At 53.1% G+C, this 15,351-nt stretch carries 10 protein-coding genes; 6 read left to right on the top strand and 4 right to left on the bottom strand.

Going from position 1 to position 15,351, the window contains the following annotated elements; genetic code table 11:
* The first annotated feature begins 25 nt into the window (after window positions 1-25).
* The 6 genes from FSY59_RS12750 to FSY59_RS12725 all read left to right on the top strand — a co-directional run bounded on the left by FSY59_RS12750 (window position 26) and on the right by FSY59_RS12725 (window position 8,306).
* Complete coding sequence (locus FSY59_RS12750) at window positions 26-1,630, top strand: hypothetical protein (RefSeq protein WP_148729067.1); 1,605 nt, start codon at window positions 26-28, stop codon at window positions 1,628-1,630.
* Window positions 1,631-2,026: 396 nt separating this feature from the next.
* Complete coding sequence (locus FSY59_RS12745; RefSeq protein ID WP_148729066.1) at window positions 2,027-2,620, top strand: hypothetical protein; 594 nt, start codon at window positions 2,027-2,029, stop codon at window positions 2,618-2,620.
* A gap of 19 nt (window positions 2,621-2,639) precedes the next feature.
* Complete coding sequence (locus FSY59_RS12740) at window positions 2,640-3,554, top strand: YafY family protein (RefSeq protein WP_148729065.1); 915 nt, start codon at window positions 2,640-2,642, stop codon at window positions 3,552-3,554.
* A 98-nt stretch (window positions 3,555-3,652) separates the two neighbouring features.
* Window positions 3,653-5,932 carry a hypothetical protein gene (locus FSY59_RS12735; protein ID WP_148729064.1) on the top strand — a complete coding sequence of 760 codons (2,280 nt, stop codon included), beginning with the start codon at window positions 3,653-3,655 and terminating at the stop codon, window positions 5,930-5,932.
* 17 nt (window positions 5,933-5,949) lie between these two features.
* Window positions 5,950-7,812: a LeoA/HP0731 family dynamin-like GTPase gene (locus FSY59_RS12730; protein ID WP_148729063.1), complete on the top strand. Its 1,863-nt coding sequence runs from the start codon at window positions 5,950-5,952 to the stop codon at window positions 7,810-7,812.
* Window positions 7,813-8,129: 317 nt separating this feature from the next.
* The gene (locus FSY59_RS12725; RefSeq protein WP_255439395.1) at window positions 8,130-8,306 is read left to right on the top strand and encodes a flagellin; all 177 of its coding nucleotides are present in this window, start codon (window positions 8,130-8,132) and stop codon (window positions 8,304-8,306) included.
* A 99-nt stretch (window positions 8,307-8,405) separates the two neighbouring features.
* Here FSY59_RS12725 and FSY59_RS12720 read toward each other — a convergent pair whose 3' ends face one another.
* The 4 genes from FSY59_RS12720 to FSY59_RS12705 all read right to left on the bottom strand — a co-directional run bounded on the left by FSY59_RS12720 (window position 8,406) and on the right by FSY59_RS12705 (window position 14,885).
* Entirely contained in the window at window positions 8,406-9,650 is a 1,245-nt protein-coding gene (locus tag FSY59_RS12720; RefSeq protein ID WP_187427914.1) for a PD-(D/E)XK nuclease family protein, read from the bottom strand.
* Window positions 9,651-9,727: 77 nt separating this feature from the next.
* A complete protein-coding gene (locus FSY59_RS12715) occupies window positions 9,728-10,099 on the bottom strand; it encodes a hypothetical protein (RefSeq protein ID WP_148729061.1) in 372 nt (123 codons plus the stop codon).
* A gap of 443 nt (window positions 10,100-10,542) precedes the next feature.
* Window positions 10,543-11,517 (bottom strand): restriction endonuclease, encoded by a 975-nt coding sequence (locus FSY59_RS12710; protein WP_148729060.1) that lies wholly within the window; start codon window positions 11,515-11,517, stop codon window positions 10,543-10,545.
* Window positions 11,518-11,792: 275 nt separating this feature from the next.
* Window positions 11,793-14,885, bottom strand: coding sequence for a TrlF family AAA-like ATPase (locus FSY59_RS12705; RefSeq protein ID WP_148729059.1), 3,093 nt, complete (start codon window positions 14,883-14,885; stop codon window positions 11,793-11,795).
* Between the last annotated feature and the right edge of the window lie 466 nt (window positions 14,886-15,351).

Raw genomic sequence — 15,351 nt, 5'->3', positions numbered from 1 at the left:
GCCCAGCCCAATAAAAGGACAAAGCATGGTAATGAGAGAGGGAACGCGCTGGCTCACAGTGCTGGGCGTGTTGGGGTTTGCTGTGGGCGCTTGGGTGCAGTCTGCCGGTGCTCGTGAAGGTACTCAACTGGCATCAAGGGTGCATGACTACTATGCGGAATGCCACAACCCTGACACGGAACTGTGCTCCGTTAAAAGCCCTGAGCCATCGCTGTACATGTACACGGTGCTCACTCCCGACATTCCCTTTGATGACCTAGGGGCGCACTGGGTGGTGGATTTGCGCAAGTTCCAACCCGCGAAGAGCGCCGTGAAAGTGCTACGTGTAGCATCCAACGCTGGAGACGTACATGCAATTCATCTGAAGCTGATTTATGACAAAACTGCGTTGGCACATGCCGCACGCAAGCCAGTACCAGTCGCCGCTTCAACGCCGCCTCCTGCAGTGCCACAGCCCGCATTACCCACGTCAGCCACAACGGTTGCGAACACTGCATCACGCTCCGGTTCGGCACCGACAGCACGTGGTGAAAGATCGTCAGAGCCAGCTGCAACTAGCAGCTTAGCGCGGACAGGACAAGCAGGGCCATCTAATCCATCATCTTCGGCATCGCCCACTAGGACTGAGGGAACATCCGTTGAACAACTTGGTGTGAAAAAGACCGGCCCCAAAGCAACTGCTACTTCAACTTCTGAAGCCTCTCCAGCTGTGCAGCTTCCATGCCTGGATGGCATCTGCTTGGGCGCATCCATCCAGACTTTGAACGCGCCTTTTGAGCCGGTGATGACTTTGAGTGAGCAATTGCGCTCCGGCCTCACCGCAAATAGCAAGCTGCCTCCCCATGCCGAAGATAGCTTCAAGCGCATGGAAGCTTTTTACCGCAAGGGTGACAAAGACGGGCTTGAGAAGGAGGTGGCGACCTGGTCTAGCCCTGGCTATGAGCGCGACCAATTGCGTAGAAACCTCTTCCATCTGGTGCAGGCATACGAACTAGCGGAACAAGCATTGGGAGGGAAGCGCAATGCAGATACCGCAGACCTTGCCATGTACTTTGTACCCCAGCCTGAGAATCGTAAAAATGGCCTTCACCAAACAGTGAACATCAAGACTTATCCCATGTCGTTCGCGACAGGCAAAAGCCTGTACTTTGACCAGGGCTTGCCCAAGTTGATGGCTAAAACCAAGCCCGTGTTTTGCGGCGTATTCCACCTCGAAGGCCATTACAAGAGTAAATCCGGCTACTCAACAACGGTCGCGGTGCAGACCGATAGCGACGGTGACTTCAAAGTCAGCACGATGGAGCGTCTGTTTACGAACGTTTCACACGACAGCTTGCAGCAACTGCATAAAGAGCTGGAACAGCGCTACGCATCGCCCGTCAACGCCAACATCGCTTGGCTGATACAGGACACATCAAAAGTACAGTTGGTTTTCATGCATCCAATCATGAACCCCAAGGCGGGCGCGGGGCACGATGAGGCAAGCAAGCTTTTTCAGGCCCTGTGGCAGCAAGGTTGGATGGACTTTAAAGGCAAGAATGTCGGCTGGCCTGTAGCCATGAAGACCATTGCCAACCACAACAAGAACAGCATTGCCGCTTGCAAGCCGAAAGCGCTGCCGATGGATTAACAGAGGAGATGGCCCGCTCGCCACGCATTCCTTCCGAAGGAATGCGTGGCATTGCGTTCCATGACCGGGCTGGGTGACTATGCAGTGAAAACAGCAAAGCTGGCTCAGTAGCAAATTCTGCAGGATGCCAGTGCAGCAATGCTGGCACAGGCGCATTCGGTCGTAGCCGCACAAAAACTGGTATTACTCAACGATAGGTAGGCGGTAGCTCCCGCTGCAGCCGAGGTCTGACCTCGGGTTTGAGAGCTTATTTGCCGCAGTAATTAGCTCTATCGGGTACAGGGGCTCAACTTCAGCTTCGGTGCAATAGAAGGACATGCTCAAGCGACACACGCTGTCGCTATCGACTCCTAAAGTTTGAGCTCCCTTCAGTTTTTTTGCATTGGAAGAGCCTTCATGCGAGTTAGCGATACTGTGATACGAAACCTCTACGGACGAGTAAAAGTCTTGCATGCGCGTGAGAGCGAACTGGATCTTCGTCTGTCCCAAGAGATATCAACAGCACTTGCGCACTTCGGCCCCAGTATCCTGGCACTTGATGGCGCAGACCCTCTGGATGGGGATTTCATTACTTTGTACCACCAGTTAGCACTGCGTCGCATTGCTCAGTTTAAGCAAATAATTTCAGAACGTACTTCCTATTTGAATGGCTCCAAGGCTTTACGAGACACGTTGCACCTAGTGGGTGTACACACCGCATTGCAATGCGATTTGGGAGGTGCGCTTGATCACGAACACGCTTGCACAAAAGAGGCGTTGGTGCAGCAGATCAGTATGGCTTTACTCCATTTGAAGGTTTGCAGCAACTCGCTGCAACATCAGCTGGTAGTGCTGATTAGCACCCTAGAGACATGGATGAATGCCAAAGCATTAAGTGCTAATCAGAGAGTGAGTCGCAACTCACATGATTCACGTAAGTCAACTTGGTCTGTGGCAGGACTGGGTGCGACACAACCTGTCTTAAAAACAACTTATAGTTACATTCATTGAATTACTTCTCAGCTCTTGAATGCCTGCTTCAACTCTGGCTAGCTCAGCATCAAAAGGCGAAAAACTGGCACAGCGCTTGTCTCAAATTCTTGCTCGCCTGCATCAAGGTGATGCGGTTGACAAGCACCAGCTTGCCCAAGACTTTCAAGTGGATGTGCGTACCATTGAACGCGACCTTGGCGAGCGCTTGTGCGGGATCGTTGAGCGAAGTGCTGATGGTCAGTGGCAACTGACGCGCACAGCGAGAAGCAGTATTCCAGCCAAGCACCTGCATGGCTATGCACGTATGTCGGGGACGGAGCACTTGTTTCCGGATAACAGCTTGCGCTACCTGTTGGAACAACTTCATACCCCGGAACAGCAGCGCACAACGCATGTGCAGGCAATTGCACATGAAGACTTGCGGCCGCGTACGCAAGATTTTTTGCAACTCCAAACTGCCATCGAGCAAAAACATATATGCAGTTTTAGTTATAAGGGCAAAGCACGCAATGTGCAGCCCTACAAGCTAATCCACAAAAATGGCGTGTGGTACTTGGCAGCGGAAGAAGGTTCAAAGCTGAAAAATTTCAGCGTTGGCTTGATCGAAAACTTGCTGGTAGATCAAAGCAGTCTCTTTTTACCTAAACGCAGCCACAAGGAATACATCGAGGCCAAGGATGACGTTTGGTTTACTGAAGGCACCACAGAAGTCCTGCTTCGTGTGGCTCCTGAAGCAGCGCATTACTTTATTCGTCGTCCATTATTGCCCCAACAGCATCAACGGCAAGATAGTGACGGTTCCTTGCTAGTCACCACGCATATCAATCACATCGACCAACTGCTGCCGGTGGTGCGGTATTGGCTACCAAATGTGCGAATCATTCAGCCTGTTGAGTGGCATCAGGAGCTTTTGGTTGGCTTGCGGGGCGCACTCAGTCGCTGGGAATTATGAATACCCAATCAGCCTCACCCAAAAGCATCGCTATGCCACATCAGCCTCTTCGGATCAAGGCTTCGTTTTACTCGTTTAATAACCTCATATAAATACGTATGTCCAATACTCACAAGATGAGCCAGATCTATGACCAAGTGACGGCTTTTGTTGATCAGTCGCTTGGAGCAGTTCTTCAGAAAAGTGCCTCAAGGACGGGCTACGTCGATCTGGAAAGTGCGATTGCGAGTTCAAGGACACTACTCGAAAAATTCAGAGACAAGACCCATGAAGATATCCGCGAGTTGCGCGAACTCTCTGAATGGGAGACGTTCACCATTGCGTTCTATGGTGAGACAAATGCTGGCAAGTCGACCCTGATCGAGACACTTCGTATCCTCTTGGGCGACAGCGAAAAACTCGCTACGCAGCAAAAATTCCAAACCTTGGCTAAGGAGTTGCACATTGATGCTGAAAGCCTCATTGCACTTGAAAAGTCGGTCCAGCAGTTGCAGGCTCAACTTACAGAGAGTCAGCGTCATGCTGACTCGCTCGCGAAGCAGCTTTTGAATGAAGAGAACCAGCAACATGCTCACCTCACTGCGCTGATCGCAACCATCGCGAACAAGCGAAAAAACCTGAGTATTTGGCAGAAACTGGTGCACCTATTCAAAAAGCTGGATGAGGAAAAAGCACTTCCTGCACAAGAGCAGGCATTGGCGCAGCTCAAGATAAGCCAAAAGGCGAAGCTTGAATCGATCGCCTCTGAGCCACTTCGCATTCAGAGCAAACTTGACGCTTGCAAAAGCGATCTAGCCAAGGTGGAAAGCACGTTCGAGCAACTGATCCCTTTGCAGGATGGCCTCATCATCGGCAATGGACGCTCGGACTTCACACTTCAATCACATGCCTACCACTTCGCTGCTGAAGGGCAGAAATTCCAACTGGTCGACGTGCCTGGCATCGAAGGCGATGAGAAGCAGGTGATGAGCGCGATCGATGCATCCGTCAAGAAAGCCCACGCGGTGTTTTATGTGACTCGCAATGCTACCCCCCCTGGCTCTGGCAGTGATGGGCAAGAAGGCACGATCGACAAGATCAAACGCCAGCTTGGGAAGCAGACTGAAGTGTGGGCTATCTTCAATAAAAGCGCGACGAATCCACAGGTCTTGCAAGGCCAGTCACTGATAAATCAGAACGATGCTGTCGGTCTTGCGGAAATGGGCAAGTCACTGACTGCGTCGCTTGGCACCGAAACCTACAAGGGGCATCTGTGCGTAAGCGGTATGCCTGCGTTTTTGGCCTCGGCCTCATGCTTTGTTCCCAACAATCCACACGTCAGAAATCGGGAAAAATTCCTCTTGGCCATGGAGGCCGATGAAATCCTGCAACGCAGTGGCATGAACGCTTTTCTGCAGTTCCTACGTTCAGACCTTTGCCAGAACTTTAAGGCCAAGATCCTCACTGCAAATCTGAAGAAGGTTCGCAGTTGCCTGCAAGATGGCATTGTTCACCTGAACCAGGCCCGCGACAATTTCGCCAACGCAGCACAAAAGCTTGAAGCTCAGCAGAAATCTGCTGCTTCCCAAATCGATGGATTACTTGCTGGCACATCGCAAAAGCTCAAAAGTGAATGCCATGACGAGTTGAACAGCAAGAAGACTTCCATGCGCACAGCAATTTACGGCTACATCGATAACGAGCCAAGCAACGATGACTTCAAGGAGTATCTAACTGTAGAAATCGATCAGCTCAAGACGAGCATGGGAGTCGATCTGGAGGCACGCTTCGCCACAGTGTTCAAGTCCTTCACGAGTGAGGCAGAGGCCATCATTCAGAAAAATCAAAAAAACGTCAGCGAAATCCTGCACTACACGATCGATGACCCATTCTCGTCGTTGAAGCTCAGCTTCAACACTGATTTCAAGATGGACAACGGCATCAACGTGATTGCACTCATCTCGTCATTAGGCGGGGCTGCAGCTTTGGTCTGGGCATCGTTTCTTGCCTCGAATCCGGTTGGTTGGAGCACTGCCGCAGTTCTAGGTGCAGTGGGTCTCGTCTTTAGCTTTTACAAGGCCGTCCGCAGCTTCTTCAGCAGTGAATACAAAAAAGAGCAGCAGCGAAAATCCGCTGACGAGAATCTCGACAAGGTATTTGAAAAACTCACAGAAATGCTCGATAGCAACCTCGACTCAGCAAGTGCCAAGATCAACGAGGCATTGCTGGAGACTAAGACGAAGATGCGCATCCCCTATGAGCAAAGTATCAACACTAAGGTCGCCCTAGAGGACATCGCCAGCAAGATGGCCGTGCTGCGCGAAAAACTCGTCCCCAAGCAATCCACTAACGTAGCAGCTCGCACATCTACGCCTGCTACAGCCCCAGCTATCGTTTAACTTCTGGAACGAAATATATGACCAGCGCAATTCAATCGTTTGAGCAGCAGAAGCAGCAAGCACTCGGTATTCTGTCAAGCCTATCTGCTTTCGTTCAGGAAGGCTGCAAACTGGGGATTCATATTCACCCAGATCTGGTAGAGAAGCTCCAAAAATCGGTTCAGAGTGCCAGTGAAGAAAAGCTCAAGGTCGCCTTGATAGGGGGCTTCTCCGAAGGCAAGACATCAATCGCTGCAGCTTGGTTGGAAGAGCTTGACCGGCGTAGCATGAATATTAGCCAGGCAGAATCATCCAACGAGGTCCAGATTTACGAATACAAGGATCAACTGCAGATCATCGACACGCCCGGTCTATTTGGCTTCAAGGAAAAGACCAACGCAACCAGCCAAGAAATTGAGAGATATAAGGACATCACCAAGCACTATGTGAGCGAGGCTCATCTCGTGCTTTATGTGATGAACTCCGCCAACCCGGTCAAGGAGAGTCACACAGACGATCTGAAATGGTTGTTCCGCACACTTAATCTGTTGCCTCGTACGGTGTTCGTTCTTAGCCGTTTCGACGAGGTTGCAGACGTATCGGAAGACGCTGACTATCAGGATAAATTCTCAGTCAAAAAGAGTTCTGTCCTAAAGCGCCTCAACGACGTGCTTGCACTAACGCCACAGGAGCAGAGCGATCTCTCCATCGTCGCGGTCTCTGCCAATCCCTTTGATATGGGCGTGGAACACTGGCTTAGTAATCTTGCTGAGTTTCGTAACCTCTCACGCATAGGTCTTCTGCAAAGCGCGACTCAGCAGAAAATTAAGCACAATGGTGGGCTGCTCGCCCTTGCGCACGAAACCCAAAAGTCCATCATCTCCGACGTTATCACCCAACAATTGCCTGCAGCCAAAGAAGCCTATGCATTACTGGCTGATGAAGCGCAACGCCTCACGGAGATCAAGCAAAGCCAAGGACTAGAGTTACAGAAGGCTCATACCAATATTGGAAATGCGCAGGTGCGCTTGCGCGGTCGTCTTTTGCGCTACTTCGAGGATTTACAACTGCAGACGCGCAACGTCGGAATCTCCACTTTCAACGACTTCATGCACAGGGAAGTTGGTAACGAGGGTTGCCTAGTTCAGCAACGTATTCAGGAAATCTTCAGCGACGAAATTGGCGGTATCAATACCGATCTGTACCGGATTCAGATGAACGTCAACAACGAGCTGATGCACTATGACGATGTCCTGAATGCCATGAGCAAGAAAGGAGTTAAATTCCTGTCTAAGCCAGGCGTGATCACCAATGGCAGCGTGCTCGCGGTACGTGACGGCATTAATACAGCAACCAAACTGGTCGGCCTTGACATCAGCAAGTACCTCAAGTTCAAACCCTGGGGGGCCACCAAATTGGCAAATGGTCTCGGTAGCGCACTGGCAGTGGTCGGTATTGCGCTGGAGGCGTGGGACAGCTACAAGGAGCAAGAGCGCCAAGCTCAATTCGCCGAGACCATCAGAAGCATGATCTCTAACTTCCAGATGCAGTCTAAGGAGGTTATTCAACTGATCGATGCACCAGAATTTGCAGACCGCTTCTTCCCGGCTTTTACGACTCTCAAACAGCAGCTTTCTGCAATTGATGATGAGATGAACATGTTGCAAGAACGTCAGGTGCGCTTCAAGAAATGGTACGGCACCGGCACAGCCATCGACACAGAGTTTCGCGAAATCAACAGTAGCAGTGGCAGTTACCAGGAAGCTTGGGAAGAAGTGCCCGATATCGTGCTTGATACCACGCCCATTATCGAGACGGTTGCGCAGAAATCCGTTACAGCCTCACATCAGTCTGCACACGTACCAGCAAAAACTTCGCTTTGGTCTAAACTATTCTCCTGATTGAGCTAAGAGCTACCCGGGACATCAGAGTCGGCCAAGGAGGTTTTGAGTTCAAGACCTCTTTGGCTTGTGTATGGTGTTCTGCTTCGCTTCAGAGCTGCAAATAGAGAAGCAATGTGCAGTTCCGGCGACAACGTGCCGGCCAGCCACGCGTCGGTTTTGCAGCGATTTCCGTTACTCGTAGCTACACTGCGGCCTATCGGTCACAGCTCTATAGCAGCCACCCGCTTTGGCGAGTCGGGCATTGATCATCTACGATGCAGCGATCAAACAGGTGAGCAGTGCACGCGCTGATGTCGGCGTAATGCAGTCGCGCTTTGAATCGTATCGCTGAAGAAAATACGGCCGCAGCATGTGACCTTATCATGGATGCTGACTACGTAGTGGAAACAGTGCACTTGAGTCGTACGCAGATCCTTCAGCAGGCAGGCGTGGTCATGGCGGCGCAAGCTAACCAGATGCCGCAAAGCGTGCTGCAATTGCTGAAGACCTAAGTTAAGCACATGCTCTGTTTCCCATGTAGCCAAGAGAATTGGCCTGGGCTCGTCATGCTATTGAGAATAGGGCCTGTCCAATAAAACAGGCAGGGGTGCTCAGGCTGTGGCGGCTGGCACATGGGCATCAAATTCCGCCAGCTCTCTCACCCGCTGCTCGAAGGCTTCAAAGCAGTTCCAGACCTCTGCTGCCAGTTGCTTTGCCATGGTATGCGTTGCTTGATTGTCTGCCTGCAACTGGAGGAGTAGCTCGGATGCTGCCGCTCTGATTTGCAGGGCACGCCATTGTGCTGTAGGCAGAGTACGTTGGCACAGCCACCAATTCTCGGGCACTGCGTGTAGCTGCTTGCACATGATCTGCCCAAGCTCCGGCGATGAGCAAATTTGACCTCCACGGGCCTTTCTCCAGCCAACGGACACGCTGTCATTCAGAAGCTCCACCACGCAGCGATAGTTCTGAGTGAAGTGCTGTGCATGACCAATCCCAAAAATCGTTGCTGATCCGGGCTCAATCTTGGCCGCCCATGTGCGATTTTCATTGCCAAATTTCTCCAGCAGTTGTTCATTCAATGCGCTGACCACATGCTGCAGAAATTCCCTGCGAATTGCTTGCGTTTTGACCTCGATATTACGCATCAGGGCGAGTGCAGATTGCAGATGCTGCGGGTCATCGAGCAATTTCAGAATGTCGGTGTTGCTGGTATCCATGGGAAGCTCCGAAAGAGAGATGTGCAGGTGGCGGCAAAGCCGTATGTATTGGCCTACGTCGGCACCTAAAGAATGGGCTGTATCCGGTACCGCACACAGGGCCTGTTCCAGCACCTGGGCAAGATCGCGATAGGACATGCAAATCACGGACTGCCCTGCGCGCGCGGTGGCGCCATCGCGGCCATCTGGCGTGAGAAATACCAGCAAGCGTTGGCCCGACCCTGACTGTGCATGCAGCCAATCGCCATAGCGTGCGAGCTGATCCTCTTGCTCTCCTGCGCGTACCTTGTTTTCGACGGCGATCAGGGTGCCATCGCGCAGCTCCGCCACGATGTCGATGCGCCCCCACTGACCGGCATAGCGCTCAGCCACGATATGTGCACCATGGCTGGAAAGCGGCTCTGAGCAGCGGGGCTGCAGCCACTGCAACCAGGCATCCAAAAACGCCGTGCCTTGGCCATGGCGCTCCATGGGATTTAGCAAGTACGCCAGAAAGGCCGAGTGGGCGTTTTCATTCAGCGTCAGGCCAAAGAGCTGAAAGATGTTGTGGTGTGCGCTGGTCTGGCGTTGCTGTTCTTGAAACGTGCGCAACAACGGGTGCTGCAACAGCGCGCGCACGGCGATGGTATCGGTCATGGACATGGCTAGAAAACATGAAGAATGCCCTGCGTGCAGGGCGCTTGAAAGTGCTGATGCAATGCGCGCGGCGCACATTATCGAAGCAGGGTCTTGCGATTGCCCACCATCACCTCTGCGGCATAGCCGCGTTCCAGCGTGTGGTGGAAAAAGCTGATGGACACATCAAACCCTTGCAGGTGCTGAAAAATCCGCTGAGTGTCTTTGAGCAAGAAGTGCCCATGTAGGCACACCAGATAGGTATAGCTTTCGCCATATTCGATGCACAGCGCTTTCAGCAGGCGGCGCAGTGTGGATTGCTCGCAGGTTTGCAGTGCTAGCAAGCTGGTGTGATGCTCGTGTACCTCTTGTTCATTCACATCGCCAAAGCTGTCGGCATGCTCGAAAAAATTCTGCAGAAAAATTTGGCGATCAAGCGGGTAGGGGGTGTTGGTCTTCGTTGCCGACATGGGCTCTCCGTGGTTCAACCATGCGACTGCCGCATGGCGTGACCACAGAAGCCCGTGAGGCAGGCGTATTGCGTCAGCGATGTGTCATTTGGGTGACAAGAGTGAAGGTTTCATTTGAAATGGCTGCCTGCATCAGTTGCGGCTGAGTGGTCTCCTGGCCTGGATCAGTTGAATACACAGTTGGGTGTGGCCACTGAGATTTGGCAAGCCTATGACCGCTGCCGCCGATACAAGACGTTGACCTGCTATCTGGCCAGACGTCCGCTGTGGGCTTCAAACCGGAAGCTGACTGGATCGAAGTGCGCCAGACAACCTTAACGGCAGCTCTCATAAGCTGCGAACTGGCGCTATCTACCCGTTGCTGCCAGTCGCCTAGCGAAGTTGAATGACGGCGGTGCGGCGAATGCGGTCGGCCACTTCGACGTCGCCACACAAGCGCTTGCTCAGGATAGTTGAACGTCCAGCAGGGCGAGAGCGTCAGCGGCCTGTCGAAGCGCCTCGGCTCGCTCCTGCTCGAGCCGCTGCGGGTAAGGCGGGTCGATCATGTGGGTCGTGCAAAGCGGGTTGTTGCATTGACAGGGTCGGATGGCGTTCGCCTTGATGCCTTCGTCGAGCGTCATGCGCAACGTGTTGAGCTTCTTTGAGCAACTCGTGAGCCCCCCCGAGACACGCGCGTCTGGGAAGACGTGGCTTGGCGGCACGCGCGAAATGATCGCCCCCTCGCGGTCGCGCCAAATGCCGGTGTTAAGGGCCCCAATGGTGTCCGCGATGGCCTGCCTGAATGCCGGCATTGAGCTCTCGCAGTGGATCGGCGTTTGAAAAGCAGGCCGATTGAACAACCGCGCAACAAGCAAACCAGCCTCTTTCTCGGTCTCAGGATCGAGCTCCAGCATGAACTTGCGAAGCTCTGCCTCTTCGTCGGGCAACAGGTCGCCGTTGAAGAAGCGGTTAAGGACTGACGGCGCGTGAAAGCGCAGATGCTCCTCGAAATCCGAGCCAGACCACACCTGGCAAATCTTGATCTTCTTGGAGTCCGCGTGGGCTTTGCACTTGTCTTTGGTCTCGGCACTCACGTCCCCCCCGGCTATCACGATAACCTCGTGGGGCGGCGTGGCTTGCGTGCTCGTCAGTCGGTCGATGTCTTTCTTGGCTTTGGCCAGCGTGAACTTCTGCCAGTTCGCGCACGCGACCACGACAGTGGCCTCGTTGCCAAGTTCATCCTCGCAGACGCCGATGATGTCGCGCCCCTTGTCGCCGCCGGTTTGCCCGTGCCAGTTCAGCGAGCGCCATGCTCGCATGCGCATGAGCGTTGCGAAGACCATGCGCTCGAAGTCGCGGCCCGACAAATCTTTGAAGTGGATGGGATGAACCGTGCGCGTGAAGATAAGTTTGGAGCTTTTAGGCTTTAATGTCGACATGGCTTAGATTGGACCCGCTGGGCTTGTCTCACCGGTTTGCGCGCTTATAGGAGCGCTACATTGTTAATTGAATCGTCCCGATCTCCTAGGCCAGCTGAAATGAGTGGCCGGTTTGGGCCTCACAGCTGCCGTCAAACCATCGCCAGTCATAGGAATCAACCGTTGCTAAGTAGACGGCCGGCAGCTTTCTCGTTGAATGCGGACACCCGCCGTTGGCGGTAAATCTGAATACATCGATCCTGTCCTCATAGAGAGAGCTCCATCATGAAACAAACTCACAGGCCATATTTCTGCTTGCGATTCTTGAAGGCTGGTTCAGTGCCCTCAAGAATTTCAACGACCTTGGCATTGATAACTGGTGACTCAATGGCCCCTGAGATGTAGCTGAAAGTGCTCGTCGCCTTGTCGCATGCAGCATAGATTATCTGTTCGGCATCACACACCACCGCGAGGTTGGGGTTGTGGGTCACCATAATGACCTGTCGACGCTGCTTAGCCGCCTTAATGCACTTCACCAATACCCTGAAGATGGTTTGATTGTCGAGATTCTCCTCAGGCTGGTCGATGATGATCGGTGTATCGTCCTTGTCCACTAAGAGGTAGAAAACGAGCAGAAGTAGGCCACGCTCACCTGGCGAGAGCTGGCTGATCTCTTGTTGGTCGAACGTGAGTGAATACCGAGGCACGAGATAGCTCATGCTGTAGAGGTAGTCGAAGATATCCTGAGGGTCGCCGCCTCGCCGAAGCTGATCGACGATTTTTGTCTCGCGGCCTGCGCCAGACTCACGGCGGTCGAAGTGAAGCATGTCGTCAATAGTTTCGAGGAAATTAAGCGTCGAGCCCATGTCCCCGAAGTTGACTTCCTTCAATAGGCCGCGCATGAGTTGGCTGCTTTCATCCACACCAGAGAAGCTTCCACGGGATTGACGATTGATACGAGGGAAAAACTGCTCTTGGAAGTTCGACTCTTCGATGCGGACGTCGAAGTCCAACGGCAGATGCATATCCATCTGGGCGGCTGACTTGACGAACTGCTGTACGGGCTCGTACAGCCGGCGATATTCTTCTACAGTTTTTCCGATTTGCTCGTGGACTGTTTTGGCCAGTTCCACGCGGCTTGCACGCAGCTCGACAAGCTTGGCGGGAAGCGTGGCCAGCGATGCGATCTCTGCCTTGAACCATTCAATCGATTGGGCCTTGTCCTTGCTGCCCACTAGCTCTACCTTGGCACGCTCCCACTTGGCGACTTGATCCTTGAAGATGACAAACAAGCGCTGCTTTTCACCGAGCTTGCTTTTGATGTCAGCCATAGTGGCTTCAGCCACCTCGCGCCTCTTGCCGAGTCCGGTAGACTCCTGGCTGGCAAGTGCCGCGTCCACGGTCGCAATCGATTCCTTAATGGCCTTGCTAAGCGCATCTATCTGTGCGATGTCGATCTTTAACTCCACCAATTCGGACGCATTCAAATCTGCACCCGCTTCAGCCAGCATTGGGGTTAAATCGGCGATGAATTGGTCGTGCGCCTTCTTGTGGTTGGTGATGGCCTGAGCGATCCGGCTCAAGACGGCTTGCCTCTTAGCGTCAGAAGCTTTTTTGTCCCGAAGCTGCCTCTCCTCGTCGCGCAGCTTTTTGAGCTCGTCATCGAGCTCTTGAATCTTCTCGGTTGCCGCAGTCGACTCCTCCATGGCAGCATCTGACTGCGTCGGGTCCTCAACCGGCGTGGGCTTCGATCCGTCCAGAGAGGTCAACTCGGCAACCTTGGCGTCGAGTTGCTCCTGCAACGTCTGCTTGAACTCTGGAGTAAGGCGACGCTCTGTTTGCAAAATCTCAGAGTTGATCTTCGAGATTTCCTTAATCACCTGTTCGCGCGCGCTGTCAATTTCAGCAACTTTGAAATCGAGCAACTCGTCCATGGAGTTGTAGCCCAAACGGGCCTCTTCCGGGACGTGGGTGTAAATAATTTTGCGCAACTCAGTGTCAAACGTCGCCGAGCCGCCGTCGCCCAGTTCGTTGCACAGCGTCTCAAGGTAACTCTGTGGCAAATACTTGACACGCTCCACGCTAGTCTCTTGTGGGTCTTGGTCGAGTTGCCGCTCGGACTCCGTGCCGTCGTGCCAGCCCAGCGTGCCCAGAAAATGCTGCGCGAGCTTGCTCCTCGGATTGCGGAAGCGTTTGTCGTTGAGAAACGAGAAGCTCTTAAAGTTCTTGGTGTCACCAGCAAGCGCCGCTATGTCGGCCATGGCGCTTTTACCGCTACCCTTGTTGCCGATGATGGCTACAAGGTCATGGCTCAACGGGATGTCCACGTTGAACCAGTTGTCAATTAGCGTGGATCCAGCTTTGCGGTTGATGCGAATCTTCGATGCGTATTTGGTGCGATTTGCTTCGACCAGAATCCGTTTGGGCGGCATGTCGCCAATGAACACGCGGTCCTCGAATTCGGTGACGGCCTGGACAAGGCCGGCAAAGGTCGCGTCGGCTTTGATCCATGTGAAGCAGTTGCCAACGCGGTCCTTGTTCTCCGAGGCCCTCGGGGCGTGGGCATCCGAGCAGTCGAGCAGGGTGGCTTTGACGTTGGACTCAGAGAGCTTCTTTCGGGCGGAGTCGTATGCTGCGGGGTTGGCAGCGGCGGTAAAAACAAGATCGGCTTGGTTGATGATGTTGCGCTTCTCGGCGATGGATTGGTCATCCCATTTCAGGTTGTCCCATTCCGTCTTGCCAACAGCGATTAGGTATTTGCCAGCGAAGTAAGGCTTGTTAAGGGCCTCGACGACCTTCTCCAAGCTAACGCAGAGGTTGTTGAAACCCTCCTGCAGATGCGGTGCGTAGTCCCCTCTTTTCTCGGGCGGCGCCGATTCGACGATCATCTTCCCGAGCTCAGCTAAGCTGTCGCGCGTGATGATGCCCTTCCATTTGCCTCTCCAATCGTGGGAGTCGGGGATCAGTTGATAGCCCGGTGTCAGAGAGTTCAGGAACTGCTGCTGGATGACCTGCGGCTCCATCGCGTCGAAGATGACATGCAGGTTGATACGGTTCCAGCCTGACTGCGAGTAGGAGCCGTCCTTTTCTTTCTTGACCACCCCAGCGAACTTGTCCAAGCGCAACTCGATTACGGGCAACAGCAGGTCAATGTTTTTGAGTCGGCCCTGCTCGAACTTCGCCTTGCACGCCCGTTCGTAGCCATCGATGAAGATGTAGTCGTTGATGCCGATAACCTTGAATTCAGCGGGCAGAGCTTCGAGGTCGAGCAGGAACGTCTCCCAGGCTTCGTCTTGGTTTGCTCCAGGGTAGTTGTGGACCAACGACGAAGGCGTGTGGACGTGCAAGTCCCACTTCTTCCATGTTGAGCCGGCAGGATTATTTTTCATTGACATCTTCTTGGCAGAATGCGGGCTGTGTTCCATCCGAGCACAACGGGAGGAGTTAAGTTACGAAGTGTAATTTAGATGATTGAGGCGCGACAGGGGCTAATTGGCATGCCTTTAACAGCACTAATGCTGCACAGATTCCATAGCCCGCTGAAGATTGATTGCTAGCAGAGAGGCGTTGCTGTCGGCTGGCCAAATCAATATTGCTGGGAAGATGTTTATTTTTCATTTTGGAATATAAATTTAAATAAATATGTGTTTTGGTTATATTTGATATAATCAGTGCAGGTGATGCCGGTGCCCTTCCTGCCTTGGCGTGGGCTCACGGGTACCGTTCTCCGCTCAGTTTCTCGAGCACTTCCCTCTCTTTTTTTGCTCTCCGTCTGAATTGATTAGGCCGATTGCCCGCGCACGCCTTTGAAGGCTTGTGCGGCGCAGCTGTGCCTGTCGTTTGGCGTGGGCTTGA

The sequence above is a fragment of the Comamonas sp. Z3 genome, from assembly GCF_008121565.1.
Lineage (GTDB): Bacteria > Pseudomonadota > Gammaproteobacteria > Burkholderiales > Burkholderiaceae_C > Comamonas > Comamonas brasiliensis.
Note: the sequence above shows the minus strand (reverse complement) of the source record. Positions and strands in the feature narration are given on the sequence as shown.

Bases quoted from the DNA above. Each gene is read 5' to 3' on its own strand.
- FSY59_RS12750 (WP_148729067.1), top strand. From the start codon at position 26: ATGGTAATGAGAGAGGGAACGCGCTGGCTCACAGTGCTGGGCGTGTTG.
- FSY59_RS12745 (WP_148729066.1), top strand. From the start codon at position 2,027: ATGCGAGTTAGCGATACTGTGATACGAAACCTCTACGGACGAGTAAAA.
- FSY59_RS12740 (WP_148729065.1), top strand. From the start codon at position 2,640: ATGCCTGCTTCAACTCTGGCTAGCTCAGCATCAAAAGGCGAAAAACTG.
- FSY59_RS12735 (WP_148729064.1), top strand. From the start codon at position 3,653: ATGTCCAATACTCACAAGATGAGCCAGATCTATGACCAAGTGACGGCT.
- FSY59_RS12730 (WP_148729063.1), top strand. From the start codon at position 5,950: ATGACCAGCGCAATTCAATCGTTTGAGCAGCAGAAGCAGCAAGCACTC.
- FSY59_RS12720 (WP_187427914.1), bottom strand. From the start codon at position 9,650: ATGACCGATACCATCGCCGTGCGCGCGCTGTTGCAGCACCCGTTGTTG.
- FSY59_RS12715 (WP_148729061.1), bottom strand. From the start codon at position 10,099: ATGTCGGCAACGAAGACCAACACCCCCTACCCGCTTGATCGCCAAATT.
- FSY59_RS12710 (WP_148729060.1), bottom strand. From the start codon at position 11,517: ATGTCGACATTAAAGCCTAAAAGCTCCAAACTTATCTTCACGCGCACG.
- FSY59_RS12705 (WP_148729059.1), bottom strand. From the start codon at position 14,885: ATGAAAAATAATCCTGCCGGCTCAACATGGAAGAAGTGGGACTTGCAC.